Annotated in this window: 22 protein-coding genes; 10 read left to right on the top strand and 12 right to left on the bottom strand. The window is 71.6% G+C overall.

Annotated features, from left to right (window positions below):
- The first annotated feature begins 81 nt into the window (after positions 1-81).
- Both FS532_RS11480 and FS532_RS11475 read left to right on the top strand, forming a co-directional pair.
- Positions 82-756: an HAD hydrolase-like protein gene (locus FS532_RS11480; RefSeq protein WP_144754115.1), complete on the top strand. Its 675-nt coding sequence runs from the start codon at positions 82-84 to the stop codon at positions 754-756.
- Positions 753-2,015, top strand: a complete 1,263-nt coding sequence (locus FS532_RS11475; protein WP_144754112.1) for an MFS transporter — start codon at positions 753-755, stop codon at positions 2,013-2,015. Before FS532_RS11480 ends, FS532_RS11475 begins: the two co-directional genes overlap by 4 nt.
- Before the next feature lie 56 nt (positions 2,016-2,071).
- Here the strand turns inward: FS532_RS11475 and FS532_RS11470 are convergent, their stop codons facing one another.
- Both FS532_RS11470 and FS532_RS11465 read right to left on the bottom strand, forming a co-directional pair.
- Positions 2,072-2,902 carry an SDR family oxidoreductase gene (locus FS532_RS11470; protein ID WP_144754110.1) on the bottom strand — a complete coding sequence of 277 codons (831 nt, stop codon included), beginning with the start codon at positions 2,900-2,902 and terminating at the stop codon, positions 2,072-2,074.
- A 49-nt stretch (positions 2,903-2,951) separates the two neighbouring features.
- Complete coding sequence (locus tag FS532_RS11465) at positions 2,952-3,596, bottom strand: nucleoside/nucleotide kinase family protein (protein WP_144754334.1); 645 nt, start codon at positions 3,594-3,596, stop codon at positions 2,952-2,954.
- Positions 3,597-3,665: 69 nt separating this feature from the next.
- Between FS532_RS11465 and FS532_RS11460 the strand changes: the two genes are divergently transcribed.
- Positions 3,666-4,034: a VOC family protein gene (locus FS532_RS11460; protein ID WP_144754106.1), complete on the top strand. Its 369-nt coding sequence runs from the start codon at positions 3,666-3,668 to the stop codon at positions 4,032-4,034.
- Between the two features lie 6 nt (positions 4,035-4,040).
- Here FS532_RS11460 and FS532_RS11455 read toward each other — a convergent pair whose 3' ends face one another.
- From FS532_RS11455 to FS532_RS11440, 4 genes are all read right to left on the bottom strand, one after another.
- On the bottom strand, positions 4,041-4,481 hold the full coding sequence (locus tag FS532_RS11455; RefSeq protein WP_144754103.1) for an NUDIX hydrolase: 441 nt from the start codon (positions 4,479-4,481) through the stop codon (positions 4,041-4,043).
- A gap of 159 nt (positions 4,482-4,640) precedes the next feature.
- A complete protein-coding gene (locus FS532_RS11450; protein ID WP_144754100.1) occupies positions 4,641-5,231 on the bottom strand; it encodes a TetR/AcrR family transcriptional regulator in 591 nt (196 codons plus the stop codon).
- A gap of 207 nt (positions 5,232-5,438) precedes the next feature.
- A complete protein-coding gene (locus FS532_RS11445; RefSeq protein ID WP_144754097.1) occupies positions 5,439-6,761 on the bottom strand; it encodes a carboxylesterase family protein in 1,323 nt (440 codons plus the stop codon).
- 79 nt (positions 6,762-6,840) lie between these two features.
- Entirely contained in the window at positions 6,841-8,049 is a 1,209-nt protein-coding gene (locus FS532_RS11440) for an MFS transporter (RefSeq protein ID WP_144754095.1), read from the bottom strand.
- A gap of 105 nt (positions 8,050-8,154) precedes the next feature.
- On the opposite strand from FS532_RS11440, the gene FS532_RS11435 reads away from it, so the two are divergent.
- Both FS532_RS11435 and FS532_RS11430 read left to right on the top strand, forming a co-directional pair.
- Positions 8,155-8,955 carry a sugar phosphate isomerase/epimerase family protein gene (locus tag FS532_RS11435; RefSeq protein WP_186321996.1) on the top strand — a complete coding sequence of 267 codons (801 nt, stop codon included), beginning with the start codon at positions 8,155-8,157 and terminating at the stop codon, positions 8,953-8,955.
- Positions 8,952-10,055, top strand: coding sequence for a Gfo/Idh/MocA family protein (locus FS532_RS11430; RefSeq protein ID WP_144754092.1), 1,104 nt, complete (start codon positions 8,952-8,954; stop codon positions 10,053-10,055). The genes FS532_RS11435 and FS532_RS11430 overlap by 4 nt, the downstream gene beginning before the upstream one ends.
- A gap of 111 nt (positions 10,056-10,166) precedes the next feature.
- On the opposite strand, the gene FS532_RS11425 is transcribed toward FS532_RS11430, so the two are convergent.
- The 5 genes from FS532_RS11425 to FS532_RS11405 form a co-directional block, all read right to left on the bottom strand.
- Positions 10,167-10,946, bottom strand: coding sequence for a DUF5067 domain-containing protein (locus tag FS532_RS11425; protein WP_222121979.1), 780 nt, complete (start codon positions 10,944-10,946; stop codon positions 10,167-10,169).
- Positions 10,947-11,286: 340 nt separating this feature from the next.
- Positions 11,287-11,898, bottom strand: a complete 612-nt coding sequence (locus tag FS532_RS11420) for a TetR/AcrR family transcriptional regulator (protein ID WP_144754089.1) — start codon at positions 11,896-11,898, stop codon at positions 11,287-11,289.
- A 67-nt stretch (positions 11,899-11,965) separates the two neighbouring features.
- Positions 11,966-12,523: a MarR family winged helix-turn-helix transcriptional regulator gene (locus FS532_RS11415; protein WP_144754087.1), complete on the bottom strand. Its 558-nt coding sequence runs from the start codon at positions 12,521-12,523 to the stop codon at positions 11,966-11,968.
- 51 nt (positions 12,524-12,574) lie between these two features.
- A complete protein-coding gene (locus tag FS532_RS11410) occupies positions 12,575-12,757 on the bottom strand; it encodes a hypothetical protein (protein ID WP_144754084.1) in 183 nt (60 codons plus the stop codon).
- A gap of 178 nt (positions 12,758-12,935) precedes the next feature.
- Positions 12,936-13,616 carry a hypothetical protein gene (locus FS532_RS11405; RefSeq protein WP_144754081.1) on the bottom strand — a complete coding sequence of 227 codons (681 nt, stop codon included), beginning with the start codon at positions 13,614-13,616 and terminating at the stop codon, positions 12,936-12,938.
- A gap of 58 nt (positions 13,617-13,674) precedes the next feature.
- On the opposite strand from FS532_RS11405, the gene FS532_RS11400 reads away from it, so the two are divergent.
- From FS532_RS11400 to FS532_RS11385, 5 genes are all read left to right on the top strand, one after another.
- Entirely contained in the window at positions 13,675-14,361 is a 687-nt protein-coding gene (locus FS532_RS11400) for an SDR family NAD(P)-dependent oxidoreductase (RefSeq protein ID WP_144754078.1), read from the top strand.
- A 145-nt stretch (positions 14,362-14,506) separates the two neighbouring features.
- Complete coding sequence (locus FS532_RS11395; RefSeq protein WP_144754075.1) at positions 14,507-15,127, top strand: M15 family metallopeptidase; 621 nt, start codon at positions 14,507-14,509, stop codon at positions 15,125-15,127.
- Positions 15,128-15,150: 23 nt separating this feature from the next.
- A complete protein-coding gene (locus tag FS532_RS18700; protein ID WP_186321995.1) occupies positions 15,151-15,312 on the top strand; it encodes a hypothetical protein in 162 nt (53 codons plus the stop codon).
- 34 nt (positions 15,313-15,346) lie between these two features.
- Entirely contained in the window at positions 15,347-16,615 is a 1,269-nt protein-coding gene (locus tag FS532_RS11390; protein WP_186321994.1) for a sensor histidine kinase, read from the top strand.
- Positions 16,612-17,286, top strand: coding sequence for a response regulator (locus FS532_RS11385; RefSeq protein ID WP_144754069.1), 675 nt, complete (start codon positions 16,612-16,614; stop codon positions 17,284-17,286). Before FS532_RS11390 ends, FS532_RS11385 begins: the two co-directional genes overlap by 4 nt.
- Here the strand turns inward: FS532_RS11385 and FS532_RS11380 are convergent.
- Positions 17,283-18,035, bottom strand: a complete 753-nt coding sequence (locus FS532_RS11380; protein WP_260852662.1) for a triose-phosphate isomerase family protein — start codon at positions 18,033-18,035, stop codon at positions 17,283-17,285. The two genes, FS532_RS11385 and FS532_RS11380, sit on opposite strands and share 4 nt — an antisense overlap.
- Positions 18,036-18,040 lie beyond the last annotated feature (5 nt).

Raw genomic sequence — 18,040 nt, 5'->3', positions numbered from 1 at the left:
TGCGGAACCTGGTCCGGGCCTGGAGGCACGGGTCGGCCCCGCCGCGTCGGTCCCGGCGCGCGCCGGTAGGGTGGGCAGGACATGACCAGCCCGTTCAGCGCCATCCTCTTCGACCTCGACGGCACCATCAGCGACTCCGCGCCGGGCATCCTCGAGAGCCTCACGTACACGTTCCGGAAGGTCGGCGTCCCGGTGCCGGACCACGCGACGCTGATGTCGTTCGTCGGTCCCCCGATCATGGACACCTTCACGACCGCGATGGGCATGGACCAGGAGCAGGCCGAGCACACCCTCGCCGTGTACCGCGAGCACTACTTCTCGCACGGGGCCCTCGACTCCGCCATGTTCCCCGGCATCGACGTCGTGCTCCGCACCCTGCACGAGGCCGGGCTGCCGATCTCCACCGCGACGAGCAAGCCCGAGACCCCGGCGACGTACATCCTCGAGCACTACGGCCTCACCGGTGACATCGACATCATCACGGGCGCGAGCGACGACGAGGTCCGGTCGAGCAAGGCCGACGTGGTCGAGGAAGCGCTCAAGCGACTCGACGCCCGCGGGTTCGACACGAGCCGACCGGTGCTCGTCGGCGACCGGCTGCACGACGTCGAGGGCGCGACGGTCCACGGCGTCCCGGTGGTCTTCGCCGAGTGGGGCTACGGCTCTCCCGCCGAGGCCGAGGGCACGATCGCGTCGGCGGCGACCCCGCTCGACCTGCTCCCGATCCTGCTGCCCGGCACGGTCGTCCCACGGTGAACGCCGCCGCCCGCACGGGCTTGCGCGGAGCCGCCTGGGTGCTGCCGGCCGCGATCGTCCTGATCGCGCTGAACTTCCGCGGCCCGATCGTCGCGACGGCTCCGGTGATCGGGGACATCCGGCTCGACCTCGGCCTCACCGCCACGATCGCGGGCCTGTTGACGACGATCCCGGTGCTGTGCTTCGCGCTCGCGACGCCGTTCGCCAGCTGGGTGATCGCCAAGGCCGACCCCGAGCGTGCGGTGTCCCTGTCGCTCGTCATCGTGCTGGCCGGCACCGTGGTCCGGTCGATGCCCTCCGCCGCGGCGCTGCTCGTCGGAACCGCGATCATCGGCATCGGCATCACCATCGGCAACGTGGTGATCCCGGTGGTGATCCGCCGGGACACCTCCCCGGAGCGCGTCGGCCTCGTCACCGGTGTGTACACGTCGGCGCTCAACGTCGGTTCGATGATCACCTCGCTCGGCACCGCGCCGCTCGCCGCGGCGTGGGGATGGCCGCTCGCGATCGCTGTCTGGGCCGTGCTCGCGGTCATCGCCGGCTTCGCGTGGACGTACGCCGTCGGAGCCCGCGCCGCCTGGTTGCGTCCATCGACGGCGAACACCGAGCCACTCCCGGTCACCGGGCCGATCGACCAGGTGCTCGACACCGGCGCGATCCGGACCGTCCGTGCCGCTCAGGCGGCTGCCGAACCGGTCCGTCCCGCCCGGCGCCTGATCACCTGGGGCCTGACCCTGGCGTTCGGCGGCCAGGCGTTCTCGTACTACGCCCTCACCGCCTGGATCCCGACGCTCCTGCACGACGAGATCGGCTTCTCGAAGGCATCGTCCGGCGCCAGCTCGTCGGTCTTCCAGATCCTCGCCGTCGTCGGAGCGCTCGGCGTCCCGGTGCTCGCATCGAAGTGGCGGCCGCGCGCGATCATCTCCCTCGTCGCGTTCCTCTGGCTCGCGATGCCCCTCGGTCTCCTGTTCGCGCCGCAGCTCTGGTTGCTCTGGTCGGTGCTCGGCGGCGCTGCCCAGGGTGGCGGCATCACGGTCATCTTCATCGTGATCGTCCGGATCGTGTCGAGCGACGCCGATGCCCGTCGGATGTCCGCGTTCGTGCAGGGCGGCGGCTACCTGATCGGCTCCGCGGGCCCCATCGTCGCCGGGTCCCTGCACGGGGCAACCGGGAACTGGACGGCACCACTGCTCGTCGTGCTCGTCGCGGTGCTCACCCTCGGTGTCGTGGGGACCTTCGCCGCCCGGCGTGTGTCCTGACCACCTGTCGGACGCTCACTGAAGGACGGGAGCACCCCGTGCCTCCAGGCCGGGCGTCAGCCCTCCAGCACCTCGCCCAACGAGAGCGGACGGCGCCCCGTGACCCGCTCGACGTCACCGGAGACCCGCGCGAGCGCGCCCTCGGCGATCGCCGTGTAGGTGCTCACCCAGGCGTCCGCCTGCCAGGGTTCCGGGTTCCAGCGCGCCCGTGAGGCGTACGCCTCCTCCACCGTCTCCGGGTGGTACGTGACCGTCCGGCCGCGGACCTCGGAGACCGTCGTCGCGGCCTGTTCGAGCGTGATCGCGACCGGGCCGGTCAGCTCGTAGGTCCGGTCGAGGTGCGCCGACGGGTTGCGCAGCACCTCGGTCGCGACACGTGCGACGTCCGCCCGCGCGACCGCGGCCATCGCACCGTCGCCGGCCGGGCCGCGGATCACGCCGTCCTCGCCGACGAGGTCCTCGACGAAGTCCAGGTAGAACGAGTCCCGCAGGAACGTGTGCGCCATCGAGGTGGCCCGGATCGCCTGTTCGGTCGCCCAGTGGTCACGCCCGAGGGTGAACGTCGCGTCCGCTGCGGCGCCCGAGAACGACGTGTACACGACGTGACGGACCCCGGCCGTCGCCGCAGCGCCGACGAACGCACGGTGCTGGGCGAGGCGGTCCTCGGCCTCCGCCGCCGAGACCATGAGCAGCAGGTCGACCCCCTCGAGGGCGGCACGGCTCGCGTCGACGTCGTCGAACGTCGCCACGGCGACCTCCGTCCCCGGCAGCTCCGGGGCGCGCGCGGCATCGCGGACGATCATCCGGAAGGGGACGCCGTCCGAGGCGAGTGCGCGGGCGACGGCGCCGCCGATCTTGCCGGTGGCTCCGGTGATGGCGATGGTCATGGCAGCTCCTGTTCGGGTCGCGTCGTGTTGGTTCGCGTCGGTCTCGTGGTCACGTCCGTACCGTCCTGGAGGCACGGATCACCGTGGGTGCGACCCTCGCCGCGTTCACGCCGTCGACCTCCACCGCCCAGTCGCGGGCCGCCTCGTGGTCGCGGCCGTGCCGCATGTGCCGGCCCACCAGACGGTCGACGCGGACGCCGTCGTCGACGCTGCAGAACCAGGTCTCGGTGAAGAGGTCGGCGAGCGTCGCCCAGGGCTCGGTGTCGTCGAGCAGGTAGTTGCCCTCGGACACGACCAGTCGGGTCGTGGCCGGGACGGCGATGCTGCCGGCGACGGGTTCGTCGACGCGGCGGTCGAAGTCCGGCGCCCACACGACGGGACCGCGTGCGTGGTCGACCGCGTCCGCTGCCACGAGTCGTCGCACGAGCGCCACGTAGCCCTCGCCGTCGAAGGTGTCGATCGCACCCTTGCGGTCGTGTCGTCCGAGGGCGTCGAGGGCGGCGTTCGACAGGTGGAACCCGTCCATCGGGACCTGCACGGCAGTGCCCGCTCCCAGTGCCGCGTCGACGGCCACGACCACCCGCCGGGCGAGCGTCGACTTGCCCGCACCAGGCGCTCCGGCGATCCCGAGGACCGTCCGACCGTCGCGGCCCGCGAGCTCGACGGCACGCTCGACGGCCTGGTCGACGGACATCTCGGGCGGGGTCACGCGTTCATCCTGGCAGAGCGCACCGACAGCGCCGGGCGGTGGTTCACTTGCCGCATGGTCGATGCGACGAAGGCGTTCAGTGGGTTCTCGGTGCGGGACGTGCCCGAGGCGAAGGCGTTCTACGAGGACGTCCTGGGGGTCGAGGTCACCGAGGACCACGGCATGCTGTTCCTGCAGCTCGGCGACGGCCACGGGGTGCTCGTCTACCCGAAGGGGCCGGCCCACGAGCCCGCGGCGTTCACGGTGCTGAACTTCCCGGTGCCCTCGGTCGACGACGCGGTCGACGAGCTCGCTGCGAAGGGCGTCGAGTTCCTGCACTACGACGGGATGACCGACGAGAAGGGCGTGAACCGGAAGGGTGGCCCGCTCATCGCCTGGTTCACGGACCCGTCGGGCAACGTCCTGAGCGTCATCGAGGAGTAGTCGCCGTCAGCGGGTGAGGGCGCCCGCCCAGCCGAGGGCGATCGGCACCACCAGGCCGTGACGGTGCCGGGGCAGGTCCGCGATCGGCAGCCAGTCGGCACGCTCGGTGGACCCGTCGGTCTCGTCACGGAGCGCACCACCCGTGATCGACACCCGGAAGACCACCTGCACGGCCTTCATCGGCCGACCGTTCGCGTGCATCCGACGCTCGGCGGGCACGACGTGGTGGCGGACACCGAGCAGCCCGCCGACGGCGACCTCGTACCCGGTCTCCTCCATGAACTCGCGGACGACGGCCTGCTCGACGCTCTCGTCGAGTTCGACACCGCCACCGGGGAGCGCCCACGTCCCCGCCTCCGGGAACCGCTGCATGGCGAGCAGGACGCGACCTTCGTGCGTGACCACGCCGTAGGCGGCGAGCCGGGTGTCGTAGTCCGTGTACTCCATCTCCTGACCATGCCAGGAAGCCGAGCGAGCGTGCGCGAGCCGCGCCGCGCCTCCAGGCCGGTCAGCCCGCAACGTGCGGGGTTCCGCGCAACGTGACAGCCTCACGGTCTCGCACCCAGTACGGAACCTCGCACACTGCCGTGCCGACGGACCGCGTCCTCAGACGGTCGCTGCCGCAGCAGCCCACCCCGCCCGCATCCGCGCCACCGCGCGGTCGAACCCGGCGAGCGGCTCGGCGTCGTCGCGGAGCATCGACTGCAGCTGGAGCCCCTCGTAGAGCGCGACCAGCTGCTCGGCCGCGTGCCGCGGCGAGGTCCCGCGGGGTTCGCGCCCGGCGACGACGTCGCGCACGAGTGCGAGGGTGACGTCCTCGAACGAGCGCGTGTACTGCCCCCGGAACCATCCGGCCGCGGGGTGCTCCGGGCTGGACGCCGCGCTGAGCAGCGCGATCCGGAGGCGCACGAGGGCGGGTTCGTCACGGCCGGCCTCGAGTCGTGCGCGCAGGTAGGCGACGGCACCCGAGCGTTCGGCGACGACCCACAGCGCCCGACGGCTGCCGTTGTTCCACCGGTCCATCACGGCGACGACGAGGAGCTCCCACAGCGGGAACACCCGCCGGACGGTCTCCTCGGTGACCCCGGCGTGCTCGGCCACGTCGGCCGGACCGACGGTGTGGAAGTCGGCCGCACGGTACGCCTCGATCGCGCCCGAGACGATCCGGGCGCGCAGGTCGACGTCGGACTCGGGCATGCCGTCGATTCTCCGGGCCGCGCGGCAGGCTCGCGAGCCGCCAGTTCTGGGGTCGTGGCCGTGCCGCCACAGCGACAGTGTGCCGGGGAGCCCGGCCGTCTGGTGCGCCAGGGCGACAGATCGCCGCGGAACTCCGGCGGCAGACTGTCGCTTTCGCGGAAGCGCAGGGTGACGGAGGCGGAAGGCGCCACCCGCGCGCCCGGCCCGTCAGCCCCGGTCGAACGTCAGCGTCTCGTCGTCCGCCGCCGTGACCCGCCCCGTGCGCGCGAACTCGGCCCAGATCGCACGGAAGGCCCTGCCGCGCCGTTCGACCTCCGGCCAGTCCCGCTCCGGCACGAACCGGGAGCCGGCCCACGCCGCTCGACCGCCGAGCAGCAGCGGCAGGTCGCTCATGTGGACGGCGCCGGTCGGCTTCGTCGTGACGCCCCGGATCAGCCGGTACGACGTTGCCCGACCTCCGGCAGCGCGGTGCCGTGCGGTGAAGCGGCGGACGTCCTTGCCGTAGATGACGTCCGACAACGGCCGGACGAGCAGCCACCGGAGGAGCGGACGAACCAACTTCGAGCGCGCGATCGTCCGGAGGCCGGGGACGAGCGGCACGTACATGCCGGCCTCGTCGGTGCCCGAGCCGATCAGCACGTCGATGTCGGGTGCGACCGTGGACCACGCCTCGTCGACGGACCGCTCCGCGGGCAGGGGCGCGTGACCGTACTGCGTGCCGTAGGGCATCCCGCCCGGCAGTCCGTACGGTGCGGCAGCGCGGGTCCCGATCGCCTGACGTTCGAGCAGGTCGTCGAGCGGGGTGTCCGGGTGCAGGCTCCCGACGGCGCGCACCATGGCCGCGTTCATCCGTGACCGCCCGCGGGACAGCCCGAGCGGTGCGCTCTGGATGATCGCCCGCCGGAAGAGCCCCGCCGTGCCCTCGCTGATCATGAGGTGCGCGGCCGCGTCCCCGCCGGCAGACTGGCCGAACACCGTCACCAGGTCGGGGTCGCCGCCGAACGCCGCGATGTTCGTCCGGACCCAGCGGAGCGACTCGACCAGGTCGAGCAGCCCCAGGTTCGCCGGCACGCGCTCGCCGTCACCGAGGAACCCCAGGATCCCGAGCCGGAACGTCACCGAGACGAACACGACGCGCTGCTCGGAGACGAGGTCACGGGCGTCGTAGATCGGCACGTCCCCACCGCCGATGACGTACGAGCCGCCGTGGATCCAGACCATGACGGGCAGCCGTTCGCCGGGCTGCACGTCGGCCGGTGCGGTGATCGACAGGCGTTGGCAGTGCTCGTCGACGACGAGGCCCTCGGCCGGCGGCAGCAGCTGGTCGACGAACGTCGACTGGACCTGGGGCGCGACGGGTGCCGGCGTCGTCGCCGGGTACGGCACGTCGAAGGGCGGCATCGGCTCGGGACGCTGGAAGCGCGCGGCCCGGGCGTACGGGATCCCGAGCGCGCGGACGACCTCCCCGTCGACGACGCCGGTGATGCGTCCGGCAGGCGGGTCCCAGGTCAGCGAGTCGGCGTCGAGCATGGACCCCACGCTATCCAGCGTGACCACCATGCGGACTGGAGGCACGGTGCGGGCCCGCCCCGCGCCTCCAGTCCGCCCGTCAGTCGCGTCGGGCGACGGGACGCAGCGAACCGGACGCCGCGAACGCCGCGACGAACAGCACCGCCACCAGCCACAGCGCGCTGAGCGCGCCCACGTGCTCGGCGATCGCGCCGATCACCGGCGGGCCAGCGAAGTTCGCGAAGTACCCGATCGACGCGACGACGCTCACGCGGGCCGCCGGGTTCGGGCCGCTCTGCGCCGCGGCGGACATGCCGAGCGGGAAGCCCATGGAGACGCCGACGGCCCACAGGACGACGCCGATCAGGGTGAGCCACCAGCTGCCACCGACGATGAAGAGGACGGCGCCGACGATGCCGAGCGCGGTCGTCCACCGGACCGTCCGGACACGACCCAGCCGGTCGACGACGGGGCCGGCGAAGACGCGGGTGGCTGCCTCGGAGACGGCGAACACGGTGAAGAACAGCGCGCCGATCGCCGCGGTCTGGCCGTGCCCGTCGGTGGTGGCGAGCGCGAGCCAGTTGTTGGCCGACCCCTCGCCGAGTTCGACGCCGAGCATGACCACGCCGATGAGCAGCAGCCGCACGTCGGCCCACCCGCGGGCCCACTGCCGGAGCCGCTGCCGGGGCGTGAGCGACGTGTCGTGCTCCTCGGCCCGGGTGCCGTCCGGGATGCCCCGCATGGCGATCACGCCGACCACGAGGATGACGACGGCCTCTCCCAGCAACTGTGCCGAGGGGGTGATGCCCAACCACGCGCACAGCGCGGCGAGTCCCGCGCCGAGGGCCGCGCCTCCCGACCAGGCGGCGTGCATCAAGGGGAGCAGCGTGCGGCCGGCGAGCGCCTCGATCGCGGTGCCCTCGACGTTCGCCATCACGTCGAGCGAGCCGATGCCCGCCCCGGCGACCACGAACCCGACCGCGGCGAGCGGGACGGAGTGCAGCGCGGCGGCCGTGCCGATGACGGCGATCGCCGCCGGGACGAGCACGACGACGGCCGTCAACGCCCGCCGTCCACCCAGGCGCCGGAGCAGCGGGGCGGCACTGAGCAGTCCGCCGATCGAACCGATCGTGACGCCGCCGAGCATGAGTCCGATGGTGCCGACGTCCACACCGAGTTCGACGCGGAGCTCGGGGAGGCGCGGTCCCCAGGCGGCGAGGCTCACCCCGCCGATCGCGAAGGCGACGATGATGGCGTTCCGCCACCCGGCGAGCTGTCTGCGGTCGTCATCGACCGACGCTGTGGTCATGCGACTAAAACTACACAGCGGGTGGTTTTTGGGGTAGCGTCGTCATCGATCTCGCCGTGGAGCATCGCTCCTCGACACCCAGACAGGACCGAAGGAGCCTCTGCAATGCCCATCACCTCTGTGCAGCTGTACTCGCTGCGCGACGCCATCGCCGAAGACCTCGACAAGGCCATCGCCCGTGTCGCCGAGATCGGCTACGAGAACGTCGAGCCCTACGCGTTCGTCGAGCGCGCCGCGGACCTCGAGCGTGCCTTCGCTGCCACCGGCCTGAAGGCTCCGTCCGGCCACGTCGCCGTGATCGACGCCGAGGACACGACGCCGATCTGGGACGCCGCCGAGCGCCTCGGCATCCAGACCGTCATCGACCCGTTCATCCCGACGGACCGCTGGCAGACCGCCGACGACGTCGCGAAGATCGCCGAGCGCGTCAACGTCCTGACCGCCGAGGCCGCGTCGCGCGGCCTGCAGTTCGGGTACCACAACCACCAGTGGGAGTTCACGAACAAGGTCGACGGCCGCACCGTCTACGACCTGTTCGTCTCGCAGATCAGCCCGGAGACCGTCCTCGAGGTCGACACCTTCTGGGCAACCGTCGGCGGCGCTGACGCTCCCGCGGTCCTCACGTCGCTGGGTGACCGCGTCGTCGCGATCCACGTCAAGGACGGCAAGGTCGACGGTGACATCCGCACCGCGCTGCCCTCGTCCGAGAGCGCCCTCATCGTCCCCGAAGCACTCCAGCGTGCCTTCGAGAACCAGACCCCGGCCGGCCAGGGCGACGTCGACGTGGCGGGCATCCTCGCCGCGGCGCCGCAGGCCATCCGCGTCGTCGAGTTCGACGCGTACAAGGGCGACGTCTTCGAGGGCATCACCGAGTCGCTCGCGTGGCTGAAGGACAACGACAAGTGACCCGTGTCGGGATCGGCATCATCGGTGCCGGCAACATCTCCACGCAGTACCTGGAGAACCTGACCAAGTTCGCCGACGTCGAGGTCCGGTTCGTCGCCGACGTGCTGCTCGACCGCGCCGCCGCCCAGGCCGCGGAGTACGGGGTGGGCGCGTCGGGTTCGGTCGAGGAGCTCCTCGCCCGTGACGACATCTCCATCGTGATCAACCTGACGATCCCGGCCGCACACGCCGAGGTCGACCAGCAGATCATCGACGCCGGCAAGCACGTGTGGAGCGAGAAGCCGATCGCGACCGACCACGAGTCGGCCGCCGCGGTGCTCGCCTCCGCTGCGTCGAAGGGACTCCGGGTCGCGACCGCGCCGGACACCGTGCTCGGCGCGGGCATCCAGACGGCACTGCGTGCCATCGCCCGCGGCGACATCGGCGAGCCGCTCTCCGCGACGACGCTGTTCCACGTCCCCGGACCCGAGGCGTGGCACCCGAACCCGGACTTCCTGTTCGCCGAGGGTGCCGGCCCCCTGTTCGACATGGGCCCGTACTACGTGACGACCCTCGTGCACGCGTTCGGCACCGCCAGCCGCGTGCAGGCCGTGTCGTCGAAGTCGCTCGACCGTCGCACGATCGCGTCCGGCCCCCGCGCCGGCGAGACGTTCCCGGTCGAGGTCCCGACCCACCACGCCGCACTGATCGAGTTCGCCGGCGGGCAGTCCGCCCAGTCGACGTTCTCGTTCCAGCACGCCCTGCCGCGCATGGGCTTCGTGGAGATCAACGGCACGCTCGGCACGATCTCGCTCCCCGACCCCAACACGTTCGAGGGCTCGTCGCAGCTCTGGCGCTACGGGCAGGAGGAGCCGGAGACGCTCGAGGCCGTCGGCTCCACGTGGGGTCGCGGCACCGGTGTCGTCGAGCTCGCCCGGGCCATCGCCGAGGACCGTCCCGAGCGTGCTTCCGGTGCGGTCGCGCTGCACGTCCTCGACGTGCTGCTCGGCATCCGTGACGCAGCGGCGTCGGGTTCCGCCGTCGACATCACGTCGTCCGTGGACCCGATCCCGCCGCTGCCGGAGGACTTCGACCCGGCGGCCGCGGTGCTGACGGCGTAGGTCGTCGCACGCGCCACCCGCGTGGGCGGTGCGCGTTCGCGTTCACTGAGCAGAAAACGTCGGGTACCGATTCGGTACCCGACGATTTCTGCTCACTCGATGGTCGGCCGGCTACTGCAGCTCGTACGTCACGGAGCCCAGATCGTCACTGAAGAGGTTCTCCTTCGCAGTGAGCTTCACCGGGGTGGTCTCGTCGTCGAGCTCGTACGCGACGGCGTTCTCGACGGAGCCGCCCTGCTTGATCTTCTCGGTCTGGGAGTCGAGGTACTGGTCCCCAGGAGTCGAGCTCACGTTCAGTTCGTTCACCGCGTTCGGGTCGTTGTCCTGGAACGCCTGGAACGAACCGATCCACGCGGTCGTCGGGTCGATCGCCTCGCTCGTCAGGTTGGTCGTGGTGTACACGATGGCGATGACGGGCTTGTCGCCGTACTCGTTGCCCGGTTGGCCCGCGGGGATCACTCGGTGACTCGTGATCGTGAGCTTCATCTTCGGGGTGGTGAGGACACCGTCCTTGAACGAGGCCTCGGACGTGTCACCAGCGGGCGCCGCCGTACTCGACGTGGTAGCTGGCGGAACAGTCTCACTGCTGCTGATCGCCTTGGCCGCGCCCGCGAACACCGCGGTGTAGACGACGGCGAGGATGATCGAAAGGATCAGTCCGAGGCCCGACAGGATGACGCCCGCGATCGCGGCCTTCCGCGGACGGAACTTCACAACGAGGCCCACGATGCCGAGCATGAGGCCGACGGCGCCGACCGCGACGGTGACGTAGTTGAAGAACGGGATCGCGAACCCGACCATCGCCAGGATGCCGAGGATCAGCGATGTGATGCCGAACGGGTTGCCTGCGGCCCGCTGCGGGGGTTGGGGCTCGACGGGCTGGGTGGGCACAGCAGAGTACGGGGCGTCCGACACGGGTTCTCCTGGAGTTCTGAAATGAGCACTGCTCGGGTGACAGCGCGATGGCGATCGTATCCGACTGTGCGTTCTCTCACTGACCCCAGGACGGGGCATCCCACGAGAGTCCCGCGACTCAGCCGGTCGGCAGCACGCTCTGGCTGAGCGCTGTCGTATCGCGCCCCCGTGGCGGGCATCCAGGATTCCGCGTTCGTCTTCCTGCTCGCCTCCAACCGGCCGTGAGCGTTCACTGAGCAGAAGACGTCGGGTACCGATTCGGCACCCGACGTCTTCTGCTCACCGGACGGGCCCCCGCCGCAAGACCGCCCGCGGCTCAGTCGGCCGCCGGCACGATCTGCTCGAGCAACCGCAGCACCTTCTCGCCGTCCACGGCCTCCGGGTCGAGCAGCCACTGCACCTGCAGCCCGTCGGACGCAGCGATGCTCAGGCTCGCCAGGTCGACCGGGTCCAGGTCGGCGCGGATCCGCCCGGACGCCTGGTCCGCCGCGATCAACGCCGCCAGGTCCGCCCGCAGCCGTGTGAACCGCTCGCGCATGAACTCCCGCGTCGCGGGGTGTCCCTCCTGCACGGCGTCGGCCGCGAGGGTCGTGTAGAGCTGCACGAGTCCAGGGACCTCGCGGTTCCGCGAGGCACTGTCACGCATGTCGCCGATCGCCGACTTCATCCGGTCCGGAGCGCCCTGCTCGCGCACCTCGTGCTCGCGGTACACGGCGAGGAGCAGTTCGTCGCGGTTCGGGAAGTAGTGCCGCAGTGCCGCGTGGGTGATCCCGAGCGCATCCGCGACCGACCGGAGTGACGACGCGTCGACGCCGTGGTCGGCAACCATCCGGATCATCTCGTCGAGGATCTGCGTCCGACGCTCGGCACCCTTGCGGTACCCGCCGCGTCGCGGCGCGGCCGCTTCGTCGTCGGCGGGGTGCGTCATGCCCCCAACTTACCGCTGGAAGGTTTTTTCCGGGAGGCGCGTGGGGACTCGTTCCTCCCGGTGACGGTCAGGCGTCGTGCGGCTCCGCCACGCCGTCCGGGTCGACGGTGTACTCGTCCACGGGCGCGGGGCGGCCGTCGGCGAGCGCTTCGGTGATCTGCGAGAGGCAGCGGGCGAGGATGCCGTTCTCCTCGGAGGACAGGTGGTCCATCACCTCGACGACGGCCTCGTGGAAGCGGGCGTACGAGGCGTCGATCTTCTTCGCCGCCTGCACCGTCGGCTCGAGCACCTGCGCCCGGCGGTCGGTGGGGTGCGGTCCACGCACGAGGTCGCCCTTGTCGACGAGCCCGTCGACGATCTTGGTCACCGACGCGTTCGACACGTTGAGCATGACGGCGAGGTCCTTCGGGCCCATCACCCGGCCGTCCCGGTGCGCCTGGAGCATGTACCGCACGGCGAGGAACTCGTTCTTCGTGAGCCCGCTCTCGCTGCGGGCCTGCTCGAGCTGCTGCTCCTCGGCGTGCTGCAGCCGGAGGAGCGCGTCGACGGCGACCTTCGCGGCACGCGACCGGGGCTCCCGGGCGTAGAGGTGCATGTGCTCACGACGGACGACGGTCAACGGCATGTGGTCGAGTGTTCTCTCTTACGGGCGGTGCGGGGTGGGACGGACGTGGGACTACGCGACGGGGACGTTGAAGAAGTCCGCGTAGGACGGTTCGGCGCGACCGGACAGGAGCGACGGGTCCTGGATTCGTCGTTCGACGTAGGCGTCGATGACGGCCGGGTCGGTCAGGCCGACGCGGGTGTGGGTGCCGCCGAGCCGTGTGTGTCGCGGCATCCCGGTGTACGTGCTGTGCATTGCGATCCCGCCTTCCTGCTTCCTGCTGTCCCCTGCGGACGGTCAGAAGTCTTTCACGACGTGAACGATCAGTGCAACGAACTGTTTCTGTTCTGTACGGTTCACGCACCGAACTGTTAGCACTGTTGAACTACATCCGTGTCATTCGCGACGGTCGCCGAGTCGGCGGGAGCGTCGATCAGGTGAGTTCGGAGCGTCCCGAGGGCTGGCCGTGCAGGACACCGTCCGGGAGGGGGTGCCCCATGTGCGCCGCCCACTCGGGCCAGGCGGGGTGGAGCCAGCCACGGCCGCGGTACTGCGGGTGGTCGGGATGCTGCTGGTGCGCCCAGAGGACGAAGACGAGCTCCGCCCAGCCCGTTCGGATCATCCACCGGACCGGACCACCGGTGCTCTCGCCGAACATGACGAGCTGCCCGCGACCCACGACGTCGATCTGCGAGATCGACTCCCAGTTCCAGAAGAGGTTCGCGTGGTCGGTGGAGAGGTGGAACCCGCGGTTCGTGACGATGACCCAGCCGGCGAAGCCGGGCCGCCACATCGGCGTCGCCGCCCACCGCGCGTTCGACCGGCGCCGGCTGTTGCCGATCGCGGTGCCGATGAGCGCTCCGGCGACGAACGCCGGACCGCCGAACGCGAACGTCGACGACTGCTGGTACGAGCCGTCCCCGTCTGCCCGCCACTCGTCGAGTGCGAAGGGACCGCCGACGAACGCGATCTCACCGGGTTGCAACGCGAAGGACGTCCCGGTGCGGTGTGCCGGTACCCGACGCGCGTCGAGCTCGCCCGCGATCACGACCGTGTTCCACAGCGCGGCATCGTCTGCCGTCCACTCGTCCCCGCGCGCCTGCTTCCCACCCATGGGCAGCAGCGTACCGATGGTGACGGACACGGCTCGGTGGGCGGCATAGCGTGGCGTCGTGGACCTCGAACTCAAGAACCGTGTCGCGCTCGTCGTCGGAGGGAAGGGGTACATCGGCACCGCAGTCGCCGATCGCCTCCGAGCCGAGGGAGCGACCGTCGTCGTCGCCTCCCGGACCGCCGGCGACTCCCCTGACAGCGTCGCGATCGACACCGCCGACCAGGCCTCCGTCGACGCCGGGATCGCGCGCGTGCTCGAGGAGCACGGCCGCATCGACGCCCTCGTCGTGACGGCTGCCCCGAGCGCGGGGACGCTCGACCCGGCGAAGAAGTCCGACCCGGAGCAGGTGCTCTCCGCGATCGACGGCAAGGCCCTCGGCTTCCTCCGGGTCGCGAACGCGGTGCTGCCGGGGCAGCGGGCGGCGGGCTTCGGACGCGTCGTCGTGGTGAGCGGCCAGAACGCGTACCTGTCGGGCAACATCACCGCGTCCCTGCGGAACACCGCCGTGAGCGTCATCGCGAAGAACCTCGCCGACGAGGCCGTGGGCTCCGGTGTCACGGTCAACGTCGTCAACCCGGGGACCGTGACGGACACCCCGAGCGCCGAGGTCCGGCCGGGCGGCCCCGGGGACTCCAGCCCGCAGCAGATCGCCGACCTGGTCGCGTTCCTCGCGTCGCCGCTGTCGGTCGTGTCCGGCGAGTCGATCTCGATCGCCCACCGCGTGCTGGGCCAGATCACCATCTGACGGACTGCAGGGGCGTCGCGGCGCCGCCCCGCGCCTCCAGTCCGACGGCCGGTCACCGCGGACGACGCGGGTTCACCCGGCCGGGTGACCGCCTTGGGTCCCGCGCCCGAAGCGCGACGAAGGCGATGTTCCACATGCTGGCAGCATGCAGAAGTCACGCCTCCACCTGATCGCCACCATCGTGGTCACCGCCGCGGCGCTGACCGTCGCGGGGTGCGCCGCGGCCTCCATCCCCGCCGCCGAGCGAACCGGCGCCCACGCCGGCGACACGACGGTGTCCGTCGGGCCGCCGTCCGGCGAGACCGCGGAGGTCGGCGGCCACACCGTCAGTACCGCGGACGGGTACGCGGCCGACGGCGCGCCGATCGCCGAGATCGCGCACACCCCGTCGATCGCGAACCTGGACCCGGACCTCCGGCGGGCGGTCGCCCGCGCGACCGAGGCGGCGGCCGAGGACGGGGTGGAGGTCCGCATCAACTCCGGCTGGCGCAGGAGGGCGTACCAGCAGGCGTTGCTCGACCAGGGCGTCGAGGAGCACGGTTCGCTCGACGAGGCCCGACGCTGGGTGAACACCCCGGACCGGTCGACGCACGTCCAGGGTCGTGCGGTGGACGTCGGGGCGCTCGACGCCGCGGTGTGGATGCAGGAGCACGGCCGGCGGTTCGGGCTCTGCCAGACCTACGAGAACGAGTCGTGGCACTACGAGCTCGCGACGACCGCGGGCGGCGAGTGCCCGCCGATGCGCCGCGACAGCTCGGCGGGGTGACCGTGCGCGGTTCAGTCGATCGGATGAACGCCTTCCACCTCACGCCCGATGCCGTGGACCCGCCGGGACGGGAGGCTGATGGCATGGAGTCCTCGACGAAGCACACGATCGCCACGCTGCTGCTCTGCGCCGCGATCGTCGCGGTCACGGCCACCGCCCTCATCGCGATGTCGCCCGTCCCGTGACGATCCCGACACGCCCGCGTGCGATGATCGAGCCGTGACGGAACGGCGCACGTTCATCCGGCCGCTCGCCACCCGTTCGATCGTCGTCGACGTGGCCTGGGCGGTCTTCGCGGCGTTCGTCTTCCTGCTCCCCATCGACCTCGAGCTCGAGCACGCGAGCTTCTTCGCCGTCCTCGCCGCGTCCGGGGCAATCGCGCTCCGCCGGGTGTCGCCGTCCGCGGCGATGCTCATGGTCGTCGTGCTCGGGATCGTCCAGGTCGGCGGTGGGGAACGGCCGTCCCTGGTGGACCTCGCGATCTTCGTCGTGATCGGCACCGCGGCCGTGGTCGGCTCACGGACCGAGGTCATCGTCTCCGGGTTCCTGGCGTTCGTCGTCGGGATCGGTGCCACCGCCTACCTCGCGCTGACCGGCTTCCGGTTCGCGGTGCTCATCAACGGCCCGCGCGACCAGGCGTTCCTCGCGATGGCCGCCCCGGTCACCGCGCTCCTGGGCGTCTGGGCCGGCGGTGTCGCCGTCCGGGCGTTCCGGTCCCGTGACCGCGAGTCGGAGCGTCGTGCCGATGCCGAGGCCGCTGCCTCCCGCGCCGAGGCCGTCGCCACCGAGGCGGAGGCCACCGCCACCCGCGCGATCGACGAGGCCGAGTCCGAACGCATCCGCGCGGACATCGCCCGCGACGTGCACGACGTGGTCGGGCACTCCCTCGCGGTGATCATCGCGCAGGCCGACTCGGTGCCGTTCCTCGACGACGAGGCCCGCATCCGCGAGGTCAGCGCCACCATCGCCAGCACCGCCCGGAGCTCCCTCGTCGAGGTCCGGCAGGTGCTCGGGCACATCGACGGGTCGGGCGCTGCGACGGACCCGGGGTCGCTCGACGAGATCGTGCAGGGCATCCGGGAGGCCGGGGTCGACGTCGACCACACCGTCCGCGGGAACCCGGTGACGCTCGGCCCGGAGAGCGGGACCGCCGCACGCCGGGTCCTGCAGGAGATGCTCACGAACGCGCTCCGGCACGGTGCCCCCGGCATGCCGGTCACCGTGCGGGAGACCTGGCGGTCGGGCGACCTCGTGCTCGAGGTGGAGAACGTGGTCCCGGGGACGACGGACGCCACCACGGGCTCCACCGCCGGCACCGGTCCCGTCGCGCTCCCGGCTCCGACCACCCGCGGTTCCGGCCGCGGCCTCGTCGGGATGCAGTCCCGGCTCAGCACACTCGGCGGGTCGTTCGACGCCGCTGTCCTGGACGACGTGTTCGCAGCACGCGCCCGCATCCCGTTCGACGTCCATGGGGGGACCAACCGATGACCGATCCGATCCGCATCCTGCTCACCGACGACCAGGCGCTCTTCCGGGCCGGCCTCCGTGTCGTCCTCGACGCGCAGGACGACATGGTCGTCGTGGGTGAGGCGTCCGACGGCGCCGAGGCCCTCGCCGCGATCCCGGAGCTCCGGCCGGACGTGGTGCTGCTCGACATGCGCATGGCCGGGATGGACGGCGTCGAGACGGTCCGGCAGCTGTTCTCCGGCGCGGTCGCCGGTCCGCTTCCGCGCGTGATCGTCCTCACGACGTTCGGCCTTGATCCGGCGGCAGCCACGGCGATCCGGCTCGGCGCGAGCGGGTTCCTGCTCAAGGACACCACGCCGCCGTTCCTGTTCGCGGCCGTGCGGGCGGTGCACGAGGGCAGCTCGGTGATCGCGCCGAACGACCTCTCGCAGCTGTTCGGCGCCGACGTCGAGCGCGCCCCGGCCCCGCAGCCACCGGCGTTCCAGACGCTGACGGACCGGGAGCGAATCGTGTTCGGCTGGGCCTCGCGCGGGTTGTCGAACGCGGAGATCGCCGCGAAGGAGTTCGTCACTGAGTCGACCGTGAAGACCCAGATCTCGAGCATCCTCGGGAAGCTCGCGCTGCGCGACCGGGTGCAGCTCGTCGTGTACGCGCACGACCACGGGCTGGCCGGCGCCCGCGACGACGCCTAGCGGGCGGTCGCCAGCGCCTGCACCTCGTCGAGGATGGTGGCGATCGCTGCGGGGTCGTGCGCGAACCGGCCCAGGAAGAGCCCACCGATCCTCCCGCCACCACGGGTGAGCAGCCCCGGTCCGGCGCTGCCGCCGTAGATGACGGTGCTGCCTGCCAGCTCGGGTCGCGTGGCGAGGTGCTGCTCGATCCCGGCGAGGACCGCGACGACGTGCTCGTCGGGCGCGGGCGCCGGTGCGCCGATGGCCCAGACCGGCTCGTACGCCACGGTGAGCGGACCGGCCAGACCGTCGGCGACGGCCGTCGAGACGGCCCGGTCGAGCTGCGCCGTCACCTCCGCGATGGTCTCCGGCCTGGAGGCACGACTCGCCTCGCCGACGCAGAGCAACGGACGCAGGTGGTTGCGGAAGGCGGCGTGCACCTTCCCCGCGATGTCGTCGTCCGTCTCGTGGAACAGGGAGCGCCGCTCCGCGTGCCCGATCTCGACGAGGTCGACGCCGATCTCACGGAGCTCCGCGCCCGTGACCTCGCCCGTGTACGCCCCGGCGTCGGCCCACGAGAGGTCCTGGGCGCCGAGCAGCACCGGGGCGTCGCCGAGCACCTGGCGCACGGGGACGAGCGCCGGGAAGGTCGGCACGACGAACAGCGTCGCCGCCCCGGACCGGACCGCGGGGTGCCGCCGGGCGATGTCCGCGACGTCGGCGACCCAGGCGAGCGTCCGCGCGTGAGAGAAGTACGTCTTCAGCGACACCCCGA

This window comes from Curtobacterium pusillum (assembly GCF_007673235.1).
Taxonomy (GTDB): domain Bacteria; phylum Actinomycetota; class Actinomycetes; order Actinomycetales; family Microbacteriaceae; genus Curtobacterium; species Curtobacterium pusillum_C.
This window is presented reverse-complemented; position numbering and strand designations above follow the sequence as displayed.

Bases quoted from the DNA above. Each gene is read 5' to 3' on its own strand.
- FS532_RS11420 (WP_144754089.1), bottom strand. From the start codon at position 11,898: ATGACGCACCCCGCCGACGACGAAGCGGCCGCGCCGCGACGCGGCGGG.
- FS532_RS11445 (WP_144754097.1), bottom strand. From the start codon at position 6,761: ATGCTCGACGCCGACTCGCTGACCTGGGACCCGCCTGCCGGACGCATC.
- FS532_RS11465 (WP_144754334.1), bottom strand. From the start codon at position 3,596: ATGTCCGTCGACCAGGCCGTCGAGCGTGCCGTCGAGCTCGCGGGCCGC.
- FS532_RS11455 (WP_144754103.1), bottom strand. From the start codon at position 4,481: ATGGAGTACACGGACTACGACACCCGGCTCGCCGCCTACGGCGTGGTC.
- FS532_RS11410 (WP_144754084.1), bottom strand. From the start codon at position 12,757: ATGCACAGCACGTACACCGGGATGCCGCGACACACACGGCTCGGCGGC.
- FS532_RS11415 (WP_144754087.1), bottom strand. From the start codon at position 12,523: ATGCCGTTGACCGTCGTCCGTCGTGAGCACATGCACCTCTACGCCCGG.
- FS532_RS11395 (WP_144754075.1), top strand. From the start codon at position 14,507: ATGCAGAAGTCACGCCTCCACCTGATCGCCACCATCGTGGTCACCGCC.
- FS532_RS11480 (WP_144754115.1), top strand. From the start codon at position 82: ATGACCAGCCCGTTCAGCGCCATCCTCTTCGACCTCGACGGCACCATC.
- FS532_RS11450 (WP_144754100.1), bottom strand. From the start codon at position 5,231: ATGCCCGAGTCCGACGTCGACCTGCGCGCCCGGATCGTCTCGGGCGCG.
- FS532_RS11405 (WP_144754081.1), bottom strand. From the start codon at position 13,616: ATGGGTGGGAAGCAGGCGCGCGGGGACGAGTGGACGGCAGACGATGCC.
- FS532_RS11460 (WP_144754106.1), top strand. From the start codon at position 3,666: ATGGTCGATGCGACGAAGGCGTTCAGTGGGTTCTCGGTGCGGGACGTG.
- FS532_RS18700 (WP_186321995.1), top strand. From the start codon at position 15,151: ATGAACGCCTTCCACCTCACGCCCGATGCCGTGGACCCGCCGGGACGG.
- FS532_RS11435 (WP_186321996.1), top strand. From the start codon at position 8,155: ATGCCCATCACCTCTGTGCAGCTGTACTCGCTGCGCGACGCCATCGCC.
- FS532_RS11470 (WP_144754110.1), bottom strand. From the start codon at position 2,902: ATGACCATCGCCATCACCGGAGCCACCGGCAAGATCGGCGGCGCCGTC.
- FS532_RS11385 (WP_144754069.1), top strand. From the start codon at position 16,612: ATGACCGATCCGATCCGCATCCTGCTCACCGACGACCAGGCGCTCTTC.
- FS532_RS11440 (WP_144754095.1), bottom strand. From the start codon at position 8,049: ATGACCACAGCGTCGGTCGATGACGACCGCAGACAGCTCGCCGGGTGG.